This is a genomic window from Lutibacter litoralis, assembly GCF_014646675.1.
Lineage (GTDB): Bacteria > Bacteroidota > Bacteroidia > Flavobacteriales > Flavobacteriaceae > Lutibacter > Lutibacter litoralis.
Window position 1 is genome coordinate 106,661 of record NZ_BMNS01000010.1, and the last position, 17,099, is coordinate 123,759.

Here is a 17,099-nt window from a genome sequence, read left to right on the forward strand (position 1 = left end):
TTCCAGTGAAAACAGGAATCCATAACACGTATTGAGAGGCAACTTAAACCAATAAGAGTTTCCCATAAAAACGTGTAGATAGTTGCTTTCACAAGTATGACAGTGAAAAATAATTACTGTTCCTACAAAGGTAGGAATCTATTTTTGATCAACACAAACCTAACAAGTCTCGAAGATCTGTTAAGTCTAAATATATTAAATAACATTTACCTCAATTTCTAAAGGTATGGCAAACTTTTCTAAAACTGTTTGCTGTATTTTTTTTGCCAATTTAAAAACTTCTTTTCCAGTTGCATTGCCATAATTAACTAAAACCAATGCTTGTTTTTCGTGCACACCAGTTTCTCCAAAACGTTTTCCTTTAAAGCCACATTGTTCAATTAACCAACCAGCTGGAACTTTAATTTCTGTTGAAGAAATTACATAATTTGGAATATTTGAATATTTTTTTTGTATTTTTTTAAACAAATCAATGTCTATAACTGGATTTTTAAAAAAACTACCACTATTTCCAATTTCTTCTGGATCAGGAAGTTTACTTTGTCGAATTGCAATTATAGCATCTGAAATATCTTTTAGAGTAGGCTTTTTAATATTTTTAAGAACCTCTTTAATGGCACCATAACTAATATTGGTTTTATGATTTTTTTTAGTCAGCTTAAAAGTAACATTGGTAATAATGTATTTTCCTTTTAATTCATTCTTAAAGACCGAATTTCGATAGCCAAAATTACAATCATCTTTATTAAAAACCGATTTGTTTCCTGTAGCAATTTCAATCGCTTCCAATTGATGAAACGTATCTTTAATTTCAACGCCATAAGCACCAATATTTTGAATAGGTGAGGTACCAACATTTCCTGGAATTAAAGATAAGTTTTCTATACCACCATAATTTTGAGAAATGCACCAAATAACAAAATCATGCCAATTTTCACCAGCTTCGGCAGTCACTAATACGTTGTCATTATTAAGATCATTTATTATAATCCCTTTTAAATTTAAGTGAATTACTAGTTTCTCGATATCTGAAGTTAATAACATATTACTTCCACCACCTATTAAAAAAACATCTTTTTCTTGTTCTAGAATTTCTTTTAACTCAGGTACTGAATTTATTTCAATAAAACGTTTGGCATTTGCATTAATACCAAACGTATTGTACTTTTTTAGTGAAATATTTTGTTGAATATTCAATTAGTTTGCGTTATATTTCTTAATTGCAGCTTTTAAAATAGCTACAGATGTAATTAAATCTTCCTTTTTTAATACATAGGCAATTCTAACTTGGTTAGTACCAATACCTTTTGTACTATAAAAACCAGCGGCAGGTGCTACCATTACGGTTTTATTATCTATATTAAAATCTTCCAATAACCATTGTGCAAATTTATCAGCATTATCAACAGGTAATTCTGCAACACAATAAAATGCACCTTTAGGGTTTGCTACTTTTACACCATCAATTTTTTGAAGTTCGTTTACTAAAATATCTCTTCTTTGTTTATATTCAACAGTAACTTCATCAAAATAAGATTGCGGAGTTTCCAAAGCCGCTTCACTAGCAATTTGTGCAAATGTTGGTGGGCTTAAACGAGCTTGGGCAAATTTTAATGCTGTATTTATTACATCTTTGTTTTTTGAAACCAAACAGCCAATACGAGCACCACACATACTATAACGTTTTGAAACAGAGTCAATAATAATAGCATGATTTTCCAATCCAAATCCACTTAATACCGACTGATGTTGCACATTGTCGTAAACAAACTCTCTGTAAACTTCATCAGCAATTAAATATAAATCGTGTTTTTTAACAATTTCAGCTAACTTTTCAATTTCCTCTTTTGAATATAGATATCCAGTTGGATTTCCAGGATTACAAATTAAAATAGCCTTTGTTTTTGGAGTAATTAGTTTTTCAAATTCAGAAATTGCTGGTAGAGCAAAATTATCTTCTATTTTAGAAATTACGGGAACGATATTTACACCAGATGCAATAGAAAAACCATTGTAATTAGCATAAAAAGGTTCAGGGATAATAATTTCATCACCGGGATCTGTAATGCTTCCCATTGCAAATAATAAGGCTTCAGAACCACCAGTTGTAACAATAATTTCGTTTGCTGTTACATTAATATTATTTTTGGAATAATAGTCGGCAATTTTTGAACGGTAGACTTCAGAGCCCTCAGATCTGCTGTAAGCAAGGACTTCAACAGTATTGTTTTTAATGGCTTGTAAAGCACAATCCGGAGTTTTAATATCTGGTTGTCCAATATTTAAATGAAAAACTTCTATTCCTCTTTTTTTAGCATTTTCGGCGTAAGGAACCAATTTTCTAATTGGTGACTCAGGCATATTTTTTCCTTTAATTGATATTGAAGGCATTTGTTAAATATTTAAAAAATTATACAACAAAATTGCAAAATAATTTCTTAAAAATACCATTTTTTCCTGAAATTGTTAAAGGTTAAAGTTTTGCCAAAAGTTATGTAATAAAAGAAGCTTTTTGTAATTTAACATAACCTAAAATGTCAACGTTTTTGAAAAAAAAATTGAAAAATATTTTAATTCCTATTTTATTTTTAGTAATTCCTTTTGTTAGTTTTGCGCAAAGTGAATTTAAATTTAAGAAAGGGTTTAAAAAACAAACCATTTCCTTTAAACTACTTAGTAATTTAATTGTATTTCCAATGAAAGTAAATGGAAAGGAATTAAATTTCATATTAGATTCTGGCGTTGGTAGAACTATTCTTTTTAACTTAAATGCACGTGACTCTGTGCAATTAAATAATACAAAAACAATTAAACTTCAAGGTTTAGGTAGTGAAGCTCCTATAGATGCTATTATTTCTCATGGAAATTATTTTAAATTAGAAAATGTTAGTAGTAACAGTCAAAGATTGTATGTAATTGATAATGATAATTTTGATTTGTCATCTAAACTTGGACTTACAGTTAATGGTATTATCGGTTTCGAATTATTAAAAGATTTTCAAATAAGAATTAATTATGGCTCTAAGAAAATCACTTTTTATAAACCTAATGAGTTTAAATATGATAAATGTAAAAAATGCGAATCGTTTAATTTAGAATTTTCTAAATTAAAACCATATATTAATATTGGAGCAAAATTATCAGATTCAATCCATAAAACTACACCAGTAAAATTATTGATAGACTCTGGAGGAAGCGATGCAATGTGGTTATTTGAAGGAAGCCATCCAGATATTAAATCACCCAAAAAATATTTTCATGATTTTTTAGGTGAAGGTTTAAGCGGAACTATATATGGTAAAAGATCAAAAATTAAAAGTTTGATTCTTGGGCAGTTTGAACTTAAAAATCCGACGGTTTCTTATCCAGATTCAGCTTCTATTGCTTTTGCAAGAAAGTTTAATGAACGAAATGGTAGTTTAGGAGCGTCAATTTTAAAACGATTCACGGTAGTTTTTGACTATAAAAACAGAAAAGTAACATTAAAAAAAGGGAGACATTTTAAAGATCATTTTAGATATAATATGAGCGGGATTGAATTGGTACATAATGGAAAAGTTTTAGTAAAAGAAAAAGACAATACAAATTATGGCTTACCTTTAAGTGATCCAAATATAAGTGCTACAAATAAATTAGTACTAGATTATAATTACAAGTTTGCGTTTAAACCTTCTTATAGAATATATAAATTAAGGGTTAATTCACCAGCATATAATGCAGGTCTTAAAGTTGGAGATATTGTGATTAAAATTGATAATAAATATACTTTTGGAATGACTTTAGAAGAAATTGTAGGGAAATTTTATCAAAAAGAAAATAAAAGAATTAGTATAGTAATTGAAAGAGATGGTAAGAATTACGATTACTACTTCAGATTAAAAGATATGTTAAAATAAAAGAACGGTCTTAAATTTAAGACCGTTCTTTTTATAAGTAAAATAAAAATACTTCCTAATTTATTACTTCGAAGAAACAGCTGATCTTTGTTTAACAACAGCCGATTCAGGTTTTAATACAATACCCTTAATTCGAACTCTTTTTGAAGGCTCAGTTGCATTAGAGAAAATTGTGATTGTTTTGTTAAAACCACCTAATCTATTAGTTGCATATTTTACTTCAATTTCACCATCTTTACCAGGCATAATTGGATCTTTTGGTTTTTTTGGAACCGTACATCCACAACTAGATTGAATTCTTGAAATTATTAAAGGTGATTTTCCTGTATTTTTAAACTTAAAAACACGAACACCATCGGCATTTTGTTCAATTTTACCATAATCAATTACCTCAGTCTCAAATTCTATTACAGGTGCATTAGGATCTACTTTAACTTCGTTAGTTTTATTTTCTTGTGCATTTATAGAAAATGTTACAAATCCTATAAATAATAATGTTACAAATTTTTTCATAATTAAAGTTTTAAAATGTAAAGTTAGTATTTTTTTTATGCTTTCAAAATATTTTATGTTAAGCCTTATAATTGTACATTTGCAAACTGTATTACAAATATTAGACCAAAATGAGTTTAGCAACAAAATATAACCCTCAAGATGTAGAGGATAGATGGTATGATTACTGGATGAATAACAACTATTTTTATTCAACTCCAAACGAAAAAGAACCTTATACTATTGTAATTCCACCTCCAAATGTTACTGGGGTTTTGCATATGGGGCATATGCTAAATAACACCATACAAGATGTTTTAATTAGAAGAGCGCGGTTAAAAGGTAAGAATGCTTGTTGGGTTCCTGGAACAGATCACGCTTCAATTGCTACAGAAGCAAAAGTGGTTGCCAAATTAAAAGAACAAGGAATTAAAAAAAGTGATTTAACACGTGATGAGTTTTTAAAACACGCTTGGGATTGGACAGATGAGCACGGTGGTATTATTTTAGAACAACTTAAAAAATTAGGAGCTTCTTGTGATTGGAAACGCACTAAGTTTACAATGGATGCTGATTTAAGTGAAGCAGTAACCAAAGTTTTTATCGATTTATATAAAAAAGGACTTATTTATAGAGGTTATAGAATGGTAAATTGGGATCCTTCTGCAAAAACTACTTTATCTGATGAAGAAGTTATTTTTGAAGAAAAACAAGGAAATCTTTACTATTTAAATTATAAAATTGATGGTAGTGATGATGTGTTAACAATTGCCACTACACGTCCTGAAACTATTTTAGGAGATTCTGCTATTTGTATTAACCCAAACGATCCTCGTTTTACGCATTTAAAAGGTAAAAAAGCCATTGTACCAATTGTAAACAGAGTAATACCTATTATAGAAGATGAGTATGTGGATATTGAGTTTGGAACTGGGTGTTTAAAAGTAACACCTGCACACGATCAAAATGATAAAGTTTTAGGCGAGAAACATAATTTAGAAGTTATTGATATTTTTAATGATGACGCTACTTTAAACTCTTTCGGATTGCATTATGAAGGAAAAGATAGATTTGTTGTTAGAAAAGAAATTACAAAAGAATTAAAAGAATTAGGTTGTTTGGTAAAAATAGAACAACATTTACATAAAGTTGGTACTTCTGAAAGAACAAAAGAAGTAATAGAACCAAAAATTTCTGCACAATGGTTTTTAAAAATGGACACTATTGTTGAGCCTGCTTTAAAAGCAGTATTGGAAGATGAAGAAATTAAATTCTTTCCAAAACATTATAATAGCACCTATAAACATTGGTTGACAAATATTAGAGATTGGAATATTTCACGTCAACTTTGGTGGGGACATCAAATTCCAGCTTATTTTTATGGAGATGGTGTAGAAGATTTTGTAATTGCAGAAACTATTGAGCAAGCGTTAGAATTAGCAAAACAAAAAACCAATAATCTACAATTAAAAATTGAAGATTTAACTCAAGATCCAGACGCATTGGATACTTGGTTTTCATCTTGGTTATGGCCAATATCAGTTTTTGATGGAATTAGAAATCCTGATAATAAAGAAATTAACTATTATTATCCAACAAACGATTTAGTTACGGGACCAGATATTATTTTCTTCTGGGTAGCACGTATGATTTTTGCCGGATACGAGTTTAGAAATGAAAAACCTTTCTCGAATGTATATTTTACAGGAATTGTACGTGATAATAAAGGTAGAAAAATGTCTAAATCTTTAGGTAATTCTCCAGATCCAATTAAATTGATGGAGAAATATGGAGCTGATGGTGTGCGAGTTGGAATGTTGTTGTGTTCTGCGGCTGGAAACGATTTGTTATTTGATGAAGATTTATGTGCACAAGGGCGTAATTTCTCGAATAAAATATGGAACGCATTCCGATTAATAAAAGGATGGGAAGTTTCTGAAACTTTAGAACAACCACAATCGGCAAAAATTGCTATTGAATGGTATCGGGCAAAGTTTCAACAAACATTAATTGAACTGGAAAAATCTTTTGATCAGTACAGAGTTAGTGAAGCTTTAATGAGTATTTACAAATTAATTTGGGATGACTTTTCTTCTTGGTTTTTAGAAATGGTTAAACCAGCATACCAACAACCAATTGATGCAGTAACCTTAAAAGCAGTAATCTCTTTTTTAGAAGATAATTTAAAAGTGCTACATCCGTATATGCCATTTATTAGTGAAGAGATTTGGCAACATATTTCAGAGAGAACTCCAGAAGAAGCATTAATTATTGCTGCATATCCAAAGATGGAAACAGTAAATGAAAATTTAATTAATGAGTTTAAAGTTGCTTCAGAAGTAATTTCAGGAATTAGAAATATTAGAAAGGAAAAAAACATTGCCTTTAAAAATGAAATTGAATTTTCAGTTTTAAATAATGATAATATTAATACAGTTTTTGATGCTGTAATTGAAAAACTAGGTAACTTATCATCTATTAATTATGTAACTGAAAAAGTAGATGGAGCCTTAAGCTTTAGAGTAAAATCTAATGAGTACTTTATTCCAATGGGAGATGCAATTGATGTAGAAGCTGAAAGAGTAAAGCTACTAGAAGAGTTAAAATACAATGAAGGTTTCTTAAAATCAGTTCAAAAGAAGTTAAGTAATGAACGTTTTGTTAGCAATGCTCCAGAGCAAGTAATTAAAATGGAACGTCAAAAGGAAGCAGATGCTTTGGCTAAAATTGAAACTATAAAAGCTAGTTTAAATAGCTTATAAAAAACGGTGCTTTTGCTATGGCTGGCAAATGTACTTTAGAAAAGGGAATCCAATTTATTGGATTCCCTTTTTGTTTTTTTTAAACTAAATATTAATTTAAATTTGACTAAAATTCAATATATTGCAATAGGTATTAAAATTAAAATTAAAACAATGAGAATTATAAAATTTTTCTTAATTATCATACTTTTTTATTCTTGTCAAGTTGATAAAAATTCATTAGCGTCCTTTCAAAGTTTGAGCGACAGTATTAAATTTAAATATGCACCTGATAAGAGGGTTGCTATTTATAATGTTTCATTTAAAAATGAAGATGATGTTTTAGTTTTAGAAGGCGAAACCGATAATCCACTTGCAATAGAAGAATTAAAAAAAGGTTTGTCAACTAAAGGAGTTAAATTTAAGGATAGTGTTTCAATATTACCGGATTTAACAGTCGGAGTTCATAAATATGCATTAGCAAATAACTCTGCTGCTAACTTAAGAGGTAAAGGAAAACATTCTGCGGAATTAGTGACTCAAGTTATTTTGGGAACTGAGTTAAAAGTTTTAAAAAATGATGGATCATTTTCATTAGTTCAAACACCAGAAAAATATATTGCTTGGGTTGATAATGGAGGGATTGCATTTTTCACCGAGAATGAGTTCAATAATTGGAAAGAGTCTGAACTCTTAATATATACAAAAAATATTGGAAATTCCTATCAGGATACTAGTTTTACAATTATTTTAACTGATATGGTGCTTGGAGGAAAAGTGAAATTAGTTGAAGAATTAGCAACTAGTTTTAGAGTACAGTTTCCGGATGGTAGGATTGGTTTTGTTAAAAAAGATGAAGTTGAAAGCTATGCAAAATGGTTATCGCTTTTAAAACCTTCCAAAGAATTAATTGAAAGTTATGCAAAAAGTTTTTTAGGCTCTCCTTATTTATGGGGAGGAACTTCAACAAAAGCAATGGATTGTAGTGGTTTTGTGAAAACCGTTTATTTAATGAATGGTTTTGTAACACCTAGAGATGCTTCTCAACAAATCTTAAATGGCGAGATTGTAGATGAAAATTTAAAATTAGAAGGTTTAGAAAAAGGTGATTTAATGTTTTTTGGAACTAAAGCAACTGAAGACAAAAAGCAACGCGTTACCCATGTTGGTATTTGGCTTGGAAATGGAAATCAAGAATTTATACATTCCTCTAAAAGAGTACGTTTAAATTCAATGAATCCAACATCTGATATTTATGATTCATGGTGCGGTGAACATTATTTAGGTAGTAGAAGGTATTTAGATGTTGAAAACAAAGAACTAATAAAACTTTAAAGCTGCTAAATATTAAATTGTTTAAAAAAACAATGCACTAGCTATGGCTGTAGTATGAAATTTAGAAAGGGAATCCGATTTATTGGATTCCCTTTTTTGTAGTTAAATTATAGAACAAGTTTAATTAATTGTTAATAAAAGATTTGAAACCACAGGAGTTAGGAGGTTAAATACTTTTAAGGTATTCTTTTAAATCATCACTTTCATTTAAATTCATTTTCTTTTTAATTCTATATCGTGATGCTTGAACTGACCTTGGATCAATATTTAGTATATTTGCAATTTCCTTGGTTTGTAAATGTAATTTCATAAATACACAATGTCTTACTTCAGTATCACTTAATGTTGGGTGAAGTTTTGTTAGTTTATCAAAGAAGCCAGAATGAATAGCATTAAAATGATATTTTAAATTATCCCAACTATCAGAGTAATCAATATTAAAATCTAATTTATTAATTATATTTTCAATTTTATTTTTCATAGATTTTGCATCTAAAGATATATTTTTTTCAAGTTCTTTTTTCAGCTCCTTTAAATACTGTTGATTGTTATAGTGGTTAATAGATGTTTGCATTAATTCTCTATCCTTATCTTTATTTTTTTCTTTTAAATCATAAATGTTTTGAAATAATTTTTTTTCTTTTTTTCTTATTTTAAACAAAAAAAACACTAAAACTGAAAGTGTTGTTAAAAATAAAAAACCAGTAATTAATAAATAAGTTTTAAGATTACCTTTCTTTTGTTCAATGAGTTCAATTTGCAAATCTTTTTTTTCAATTTCTAGTTTTGAAACAAGTTCATTTACCTTAGAGTTTATTCTCATGTTTTTTAAGGTAGCCTTTTTAAACAGTTGTGGTAATAATTGTGGATTATTATCTCCAATAAGTTCAATATTGAAAATACAATCTACAGATGATGCTGTAGCTTTATGAACCGATGCACTTATAGTGTTTTTACCTGTAATAAAATCTTCAGGAGATAACACAATGGTATGAATAACTTTTTCCATTTCACCTTTAACAATTAACCCTGTAGCTAATGAATTATGATTAATTTTACCATTAGGCATATCAATTCTTGCAATTTCATTATTGTTTAAGTAAACAACAATGCCATCATCTTTTTTTATATTAAGTTTATATAAAATAAACTTAAAAGGATCGTCTAAATAAAATGTTTTTTTAAAATAGCTTGTAATAATTTTATTTATTGAATCAGTACCGTAACTAATTTCAGTTTTAATAGCGCTATCGCCATAGCCTAAAGGTGTTATTCCAGTGCTCCACCTATGATCTATAACATTATCCTTGTACCAATTTTCTGATGGACTTTCCGCTTTATCATAAAAAAACCATTCATCCCCGGTTTTTATGATGTTTTCTTGCGAGTAACTGCAATTGATTGATACAAAATAATAGCTAAAAATGATTAATATTCTCAAAAAAAATAGTACTCTCATTTGATAAATTTATAATTAGGGTTTTTTACAAAATATTCTTAAATCCTAAGAATTATTAGGTGAAAAAAATAATAAATATCAAATATAGTAGATTTTATGTATAAAAAAACTTGTTTGTAGTAGATAAATAGCAGTACAAATAATTTAATTAGAATGTTGCATGTTTAGATTTGTTATGTTGAGTGACTCGAACAAATTATTTTTAAGTTATAATAAAAAAATAGTTCAAATTACGCAACCGTTTTCGTAATATTACATCTTAATATTAGCAAATCAATTAATCATTAACAAAAACTTAATTAAATGAAAACAAAGTTTAGAAGTATTTTAACGTTATTTCTTGCGTTATTAGTGCAAATTTCTTTTGCACAAGAAAAAACAGTTTCTGGTACTGTTTCTGAGGAAGCAGGTCCATTACCAGGAGTAAACGTATTAGTTAAAGGAACCTCAAGCGGTACACAAACCGATTTTGATGGTAGATACTCCATAAAAGTCAATTCTGGTGATGTTCTAGTTTTTAGTTATGTTGGAATGTCTAATGTAGAAAAAACAGTAGGAACTTCAAATATTATTAATGTTATAATGACAGGCAATAATCTTTTAGAAGAAGTTATTGTAACCGCTTATGGTACTTCAACTAAAGCTGCTTTTACGGGAGCTGCAGATGTAGTAGGTGCTAAGGATTTAGCTTTAAGAAGTGTAACATCGCCTATCGCTGCAATTGAAGGTAAAGCAACTGGTGTTCAATTTACTTCAGCTTCTGGACAACCAGGTTCATCACCAGGAATGATTATTCGTGGTGTAGGAACACTTAATGGTAGTGCAGCTCCACTTTATATTGTTGATGGAATGCAATATGAAGGTGGTATGAGCGAAATTAACCAAGATGATATAGAGTCTTTTACAATTCTTAAAGATGCATCTTCTACATCACTATATGGTTCTAGAGCTGCAAATGGTGTTGTTTTAATTACTACTAAGAGCGGTTCTAAAGGTGATATAAAAGCCACTGCTTCTGTTCAATATGGAATGATTTCGAGAGCTATTTCAGATTATGACGCAGTTAATCCTGGTGAATATTATGAAACTATGTGGGAGGCTTTGAGAAATACAAGTGCCGCTGGTGGAGATCCAGCTTATGCTTCAGCAAATATTTACAACAGGTTAGGGTATAACCCATTTAATGTTCCAAACGATCAAATTGTAGGAACAGATGGAAAATTGAATCCAAGTGCAAACTTAATTTATCAAGGTTTGGATTGGTATGATGCCATGGAACAAACAGGTATAAGAAAGAATTATAGCATAAACGTAGCCGGTGGAGGAGATAAACACAAAGTATTTTTCTCTGCATCTTATTTAGATGAAGAAGGTTATGTGTTAACTACAGGGTTTGATCGTTTAACAACTCGGTTAAATGCAGATTTTGAATTGAACAACACAATAACAATGGGAGGAAGTGCTAATATTGCACTTTCAAATTCTAGTGGACCAACTTCGGCAGGTGAAGGTAGTATTGCAAACCCATTTGGTTTTGCTAAAGGTATGGGATCAATTTACCCAGTATATGTAAATGATTTACAAGGAAACTTTGTGCTTGATGCAGGAGGAAATAGGATATTTGACTCTGGAGAAGGATATTCAGAATACAATATTGGATCAAGACCAACCAATCAAGGTCGTCATGCACTTCAAGAATTACTTTTAAATGATGAACGTAAAAAAAACAACAACTATGGGTTTAGATATTATGCAGATTTTAATATAATGGAAGGCCTTAATTTTAGACTTAACTATGGTAGAGATATTAATGAAGGTCTTGTTAAAGAATATGAAAATAATATTATTGGTGATGCAGACCCAACAGGAAGATATGGTGAAGATAGATATAGAAGAGATGTAGAAAATTTCAACCAAATTTTAACCTATAGAAAAAGTATTAATGATATTCATAATATAGAAGTTACAGCAGGACATGAGAGTTTTAAAAGGTTATATTCTGGCTTTGGTGGTTCAGCTATCAAACAAGTCGCTGAAGGAATTTTTGAATTTGATAACTTTGCAGAGCCAGTTGGTTTAGATGGTGCTACAACAGAAAAAACCGTGGAAGGTTATTTTTTAAGAGCAAACTATAACTTCGATAATAAATATTATATAAGTGCTTCAGCAAGGAGAGATGCTTCTTCTGTTTTTGATGAAAAATCAAGATGGGGTAATTTTTATTCTGTAGGGGCTTCTTGGAGAATGGATCAAGAAGATTTTATAAGAAACATTTCGTTTATCGATCAACTTAAATTAAGGGGATCTTTTGGACAAGTTGGAAATGATGATTTAGGTGACTTTTTCTTATCCCAACCAAGATATGGATTAACATCTAATGCTGGAAATCCAGCTATTTATTGGTCTGAAATTGGTAATGCTGACTTGCAATGGGAAACTGTTGAAAGTTTTGATGTAGCTTTGGAATTTGGATTATTTAATAATTTATTAGATGGTTCTATTGAGTATTATAAGAAAAATTCTACAGATCTATTGTATGATTTACCTATTGCGCTTAGTAATGGTTTAAATGAAGTTCCTTCAAATATTGCAGATATGTATAATTCTGGTATTGAGCTTAGTTTAACAGGGCATATAGTAAATAAAAATGACTTAAAATGGAACTTAACACTGCAGGCATCTACATTTAAAAATGAAATTACTAACATTCCAGACCCGTTTATAAATGGATCAAAAAGATGGGAAGAAGGTAGATCTAGATACGATTTCTATATATTACATACAGCAGGAATAGATCCTGATAATGGAGATCAATTATTTAAAATGTTTGAGATAGATGATGACGGTAATAGTGTACCTGTATTAGATGTTAATGGTGTTCAAGAAACTACTAATGATTGGGAAGAAACTGAAAGAGCCTATACAGGCGATAGTGCTATACCAGATATTTTAGGTTCAGTTTCTAATAGTTTGAGTTATAAAGGATTTTCTTTAGATGTATTAATGACTTATGGATTTGGTGGTAAATATTTAGATTATGGGTATGCTGCTATGATGCATAGTGGTAACTATGGTAGATCATATCACCCAGATATTTTAAACGCTTGGCGCCAGCCAGGCGATGTAACTGATGTGCCTAGATTAGAAAGTGGAAGTGATGCTTTGGTACAATCAGCATCTACTAGATTTTTAACAGACGCTTCTTTTTGGACATTGAAGAATATTAATTTAGGATACTCTTTTGATGGTTCAATTACGGACAAAATAGGAGTTGATAATTTAAGACTTTCAATATCAGGAGAAAACCTATATTTAAAGAGTAAAAGAACTGGTTTAGATCCTCAATATAGTGTAGGAGGAACAGCTTCTGGTGATGACTTTAGCCCTGCAAGAATTTTCTCTGTTGGATTAAACGTTTCATTTTAATTAATTAATAATACTTAAAACATAGAACTATGTTAAAAAAAATAATTTTAATGTTATTTGTAATAGGGTTTATTACAGTAACTTCGTGTTCAGATGATTTTCTGGAGACAAAACCAACAGATGCCATCGCTTCAGCAGATGCATTGGCCACAGCCGATAATATGGCATTAATACTTCAAGGATTGCATCGTCTTTTATATGCACAACCTCAAACCCTACTTTCTGGGGGAGACAGTTATAGATCTGGAAACCATTATTGGGTACCGATAGGGGATAATTTAGCTGGAGGGTTAATTCACTCTGCTTCATCTAATAATTTAGGGTGGCAAGACGAAGCACGTTGGTTATCACATAATCAAGAAACTTCAAGAACAACTGAACAGTTATGGTACCAAAGATATCACATTATTGCAAGTACAAATGCTATTATCAATAAAGCAGCAGAAGGAACTATTACTGAAGATGCTAAGTTTAAAGAGATTTTAGGACAGGCATATGCCTACAGAGCTTATGCATATCTATCATTGGTGCAACATTTTGCTAAAGGTTATTTAATTGGAAACCCTACTACGGATCCTGGTGTGCCATTATTGTATTCTTCTGAAGCTCCTTTTACAAGTGCTCCAAGATCTACAGTTGAAGCAATTTATAATCAATGTAAAGAGGATATCGACCTTGCAATTACGTATTTTGAAGGAGCTACTTCTAGACCAACAGGAACCGCAGACGCTAAATCGCATCTAAATATAGATGTAGCCTATGGTTTAAAAGCACGTATTGCATTAAATAGTGGAGATTGGCGTACAGCAGCTGATGCAGCAAAAGAAGCACGTAAAAATTATCCTATTATGGACGAAAGCGATTATAAAGCTGGATTTAATACTACACTTCTTCCTGAAGTTATGTGGGGAAGCAATGTAATAGCTACAGAAACTACGTATTTCCGTTCTTATTTTTACTTAATGAGTAATACTTTTAACGGTAGTCAAGTTAGAAATAATCCTAAGATTATGGATAAAAGGTTGTATGCACAAATTCCTGATACAGATTACAGACAAGATTTGTTTTTAAAAGATGCTCCAAATTCAAATTCTTCGGCTGCAAATGGTTTAGGTGGCTGGAAGAAAAATACAAATCCTTTATATACTACTGAAGATGAGTTTGACGACGAAGTTGATAGATTAGCAAGTGTATATGGCTGGACTTCTAGACATAATACGCATCCGTATATGCATGTTAAAATGAGAAATAAATCTCCAGGAACTACAGATCCAGATGATATTATTTTAATGCGTTCATCTGAAATGTATCTAATAGAAGCTGAAGCTGAAGCGATGTTGAATAATATTACTGCCGCACAGAATGCATTAAAACCATTAGGAGAAGAACGTGATAGTGCTTATGATGTAACTATTTATAATACTAAAGAAGCATTAATGGAACATATTAAATTTCAACGTGGTTTAGAATTATGGGGAGAAGGTTTCTTATATACAGATAAAATACGTTGGGATGAAGGAATTGACCATGCTGCTGATGGAGGTTCAGGAGCTTCTCAAGACCTTTATATTAATGCGTATCAACAAGCTAAACCATCTGTTAATAGTGAGTGGTTGTTTAAAATACCACAAGCTGAGATTGATGCAAATCCAAATTTAACTTCAGCTGATCAAAATTAATATTTTATATATAATCAGACAGATTTGAAGTTAAAAATATTCTAAATATTAGAATAAAAATACCTTATAGGGTTTAAACCCTATAAGGTATTTTATTATGTTCTTAGCCATATTATTAATAAAACATGAGGCGGTAAACCTATATCAAATATAAAACCTAAATTCAATAGTTTTCAAAATCTCTTATGTTTATATTTTGAAAAACAACAATCGAAACTGTAAATAATTATAATTAAAATGTTTGATTTAACATAGCAGACAAGGTATTTAATTATTGGACTATAAATAAAAAAACATGTAATTATTCCATTATGAAAAAAATAATTGTAATAATTCTAATACTTCTTTTTAATAAAATACATGCTCAAAACATAAAAGATAGAATAAAAATTGTAGAACAAACTAATCTTTCTGAATTACAACAACTTTCAAAAAAATATATTAAAAGAAATAAAAAGCTATCTAAGAAATCTTCAGGGTTTAAAAAAACTATTATTAATTCAAAAGGGAATATAGGTTATTTGTCTGGGGTTAACAGCAAAGGTTTACCAGAGTATGATTTTGATGATAATTTAAATGCAGCTTTAACCTCAAGAGTTACCAAATTATGGTCAGGTGGTGAAAGCGGGCTGAATTTAAGTGGTAAAGGTGTGGAAATTGGTCATTGGGAAGCTGGAGGACGTGCTAAATCAAATCATCAAGAGCTTCAAGGCAGAATAACAAATGCTGAATCAAGTCCAAGGACTTCACATGCTACACATACTGCTGGAACAATGATTGCTTCAGGAGTAAATAGTGAAGCTAAAGGAATGGCACCGTTAGCTACTATTGTTTCTAGAATGAGTGATAATGATGAAATAGAAATGATAGATTTTGCTATTAATGGTGGAATTATATCAAATCATTCATACAGTACTGGAGATCCGGATGGAGAAATAAATTTATACGGAAAGTATGATAACAGAGCTGTACAATGGGACGAAATTGCTTATAATGCACCATATTATTTAATATGTAAATCTGCAGGAAATAATAGAAATGATGGGGTAAATGTTTCAGACTATGGTTATGATATAATTTATACAGTTTCTGGTGCAAAAAAATATACTTACTGTTGGCGCAGTAGATGATGTATTAAATTATAGAGGGCCATCTTCTGTAAAACAATCTGAATTTAGTAATTGGGGACCTACAGATGACTGGAGAATTAAACCAGATATTACTGCAAATGGAGTTGGAATTCTTTCATCAAATAATGAAAGTTCAACAGATTATATAGTTAAAAGTGGCTCATCTATGGCGGTGGCAGTTGTAACTGGAACAATTACATTGTTACAAGAACATTATTACAATTATAATAATGCGTATATGAAATCTGCCACGGCAAAGGCATTAATTATTAATTCAGCTGATGAAGTTGGGGTACACGAAGGTCCAGATTTTCAAAGTGGTTGGGGATTGTTAAATGGTGAAAGAGCAGCTTTAGTAATTTCAAATAACAATGTAACCACACTAATTAAAGAAGAAGCATTAAGTAACGGAAATGCGTATTCTTTTGGTATTGAGGTTGATGGAGCTTCTCCATTAGCTTTAACAATAGCTTGGGGAGATCCTGCTGGGTATGAAATTAGTGGAAAGGACAATCAAACCGCTGTATTAGTAAATGACCTAGATGTGAGAATTACTGGGAATGGAAATACCTACTTCCCTTGGGTAATGACACCAAATAGTACCTCAAATAATTTTACAGATGCAGCTTCAATAGGAGATAATTTTAGAGATAATGTAGAAAAAATTGATATTCCTAACATAGAAGCAGGAAAATATACTATATCGGTTACCCATAAAAATACCTTGGTTAACGATGTGCAAAATTTTTCTTTAGTTGTTAATGGAATTAAAGATAATGTACCAAAGGTTGATACAGATAATGATGGTATTTATGATGCTATTGACAATTGTCCATTGGTAGAGAATCCAGACCAATTAGATTCTGATGCTGATGGTCAAGGTGATGTTTGTGATACAGATGATGATAATGATGACGTTTTAGATGAAAATGATAATTGTC

The 17,099-nt window shown here is 30.3% G+C and carries 11 protein-coding genes; 7 read left to right on the forward strand and 4 right to left on the reverse strand.

What is annotated here, in order from left to right; all coding sequences use genetic code 11:
* Positions 1-195 precede the first annotated feature (195 nt).
* Both murB and IEW75_RS14790 read right to left on the reverse strand, forming a co-directional pair.
* Positions 196-1,197 carry a UDP-N-acetylmuramate dehydrogenase gene (gene murB, locus IEW75_RS14785; protein WP_134246919.1) on the reverse strand — a complete coding sequence of 334 codons (1,002 nt, stop codon included), beginning with the start codon at positions 1,195-1,197 and terminating at the stop codon, positions 196-198.
* Positions 1,198-2,391, reverse strand: a complete 1,194-nt coding sequence (locus tag IEW75_RS14790) for a pyridoxal phosphate-dependent aminotransferase (RefSeq protein WP_134246918.1) — start codon at positions 2,389-2,391, stop codon at positions 1,198-1,200.
* A gap of 155 nt (positions 2,392-2,546) precedes the next feature.
* Here IEW75_RS14790 and IEW75_RS14795 point away from each other — a divergent pair, with 155 nt between their 5' ends.
* The gene (locus tag IEW75_RS14795; protein ID WP_188704091.1) at positions 2,547-3,896 is read left to right on the forward strand and encodes an aspartyl protease family protein; all 1,350 of its coding nucleotides are present in this window, start codon (positions 2,547-2,549) and stop codon (positions 3,894-3,896) included.
* A gap of 63 nt (positions 3,897-3,959) precedes the next feature.
* Here IEW75_RS14795 and IEW75_RS14800 read toward each other — a convergent pair whose 3' ends face one another.
* Positions 3,960-4,409, reverse strand: coding sequence for a DUF1573 domain-containing protein (locus tag IEW75_RS14800; RefSeq protein ID WP_134246916.1), 450 nt, complete (start codon positions 4,407-4,409; stop codon positions 3,960-3,962).
* 110 nt (positions 4,410-4,519) lie between these two features.
* On the opposite strand from IEW75_RS14800, the gene IEW75_RS14805 reads away from it, so the two are divergent.
* The gene (locus IEW75_RS14805) at positions 4,520-7,150 is read left to right on the forward strand and encodes a valine--tRNA ligase (RefSeq protein ID WP_134246915.1); all 2,631 of its coding nucleotides are present in this window, start codon (positions 4,520-4,522) and stop codon (positions 7,148-7,150) included.
* 153 nt (positions 7,151-7,303) lie between these two features.
* Positions 7,304-8,464: a C40 family peptidase gene (locus IEW75_RS14810; RefSeq protein ID WP_134246914.1), complete on the forward strand. Its 1,161-nt coding sequence runs from the start codon at positions 7,304-7,306 to the stop codon at positions 8,462-8,464.
* Positions 8,465-8,630: 166 nt separating this feature from the next.
* Here IEW75_RS14810 and IEW75_RS14815 read toward each other — a convergent pair whose 3' ends face one another.
* Complete coding sequence (locus IEW75_RS14815) at positions 8,631-9,923, reverse strand: helix-turn-helix transcriptional regulator (RefSeq protein ID WP_134246913.1); 1,293 nt, start codon at positions 9,921-9,923, stop codon at positions 8,631-8,633.
* 303 nt (positions 9,924-10,226) lie between these two features.
* Here IEW75_RS14815 and IEW75_RS14820 point away from each other — a divergent pair, with 303 nt between their 5' ends.
* The 4 genes from IEW75_RS14820 to IEW75_RS15925 form a co-directional block, all read left to right on the forward strand.
* Positions 10,227-13,349, forward strand: a complete 3,123-nt coding sequence (locus tag IEW75_RS14820) for a SusC/RagA family TonB-linked outer membrane protein (RefSeq protein WP_134246912.1) — start codon at positions 10,227-10,229, stop codon at positions 13,347-13,349.
* Between the two features lie 29 nt (positions 13,350-13,378).
* Entirely contained in the window at positions 13,379-15,028 is a 1,650-nt protein-coding gene (locus IEW75_RS14825) for a RagB/SusD family nutrient uptake outer membrane protein (protein ID WP_134246911.1), read from the forward strand.
* A 311-nt stretch (positions 15,029-15,339) separates the two neighbouring features.
* On the forward strand, positions 15,340-16,158 hold the full coding sequence (locus IEW75_RS15920) for a S8 family serine peptidase (RefSeq protein ID WP_134246910.1): 819 nt from the start codon (positions 15,340-15,342) through the stop codon (positions 16,156-16,158).
* Positions 16,121-17,099 (forward strand): S8 family serine peptidase (locus IEW75_RS15925; protein ID WP_188704093.1); only part of this gene is annotated, 979 nt, incomplete at its 3' end. The genes IEW75_RS15920 and IEW75_RS15925, both read left to right, overlap by 38 nt.

Excerpts from the sequence above, each read along its gene's own strand:
- IEW75_RS14800 (WP_134246916.1), bottom strand. The coding sequence starts at position 4,409 with ATGAAAAAATTTGTAACATTATTATTTATAGGATTTGTAACATTTTCT.
- IEW75_RS14815 (WP_134246913.1), bottom strand. The coding sequence starts at position 9,923 with ATGAGAGTACTATTTTTTTTGAGAATATTAATCATTTTTAGCTATTAT.
- IEW75_RS14805 (WP_134246915.1), top strand. The coding sequence starts at position 4,520 with ATGAGTTTAGCAACAAAATATAACCCTCAAGATGTAGAGGATAGATGG.
- IEW75_RS14825 (WP_134246911.1), top strand. The coding sequence starts at position 13,379 with ATGTTAAAAAAAATAATTTTAATGTTATTTGTAATAGGGTTTATTACA.
- IEW75_RS15920 (WP_134246910.1), top strand. The coding sequence starts at position 15,340 with ATGAAAAAAATAATTGTAATAATTCTAATACTTCTTTTTAATAAAATA.
- IEW75_RS14820 (WP_134246912.1), top strand. The coding sequence starts at position 10,227 with ATGAAAACAAAGTTTAGAAGTATTTTAACGTTATTTCTTGCGTTATTA.
- IEW75_RS14790 (WP_134246918.1), bottom strand. The coding sequence starts at position 2,391 with ATGCCTTCAATATCAATTAAAGGAAAAAATATGCCTGAGTCACCAATT.
- IEW75_RS14810 (WP_134246914.1), top strand. The coding sequence starts at position 7,304 with ATGAGAATTATAAAATTTTTCTTAATTATCATACTTTTTTATTCTTGT.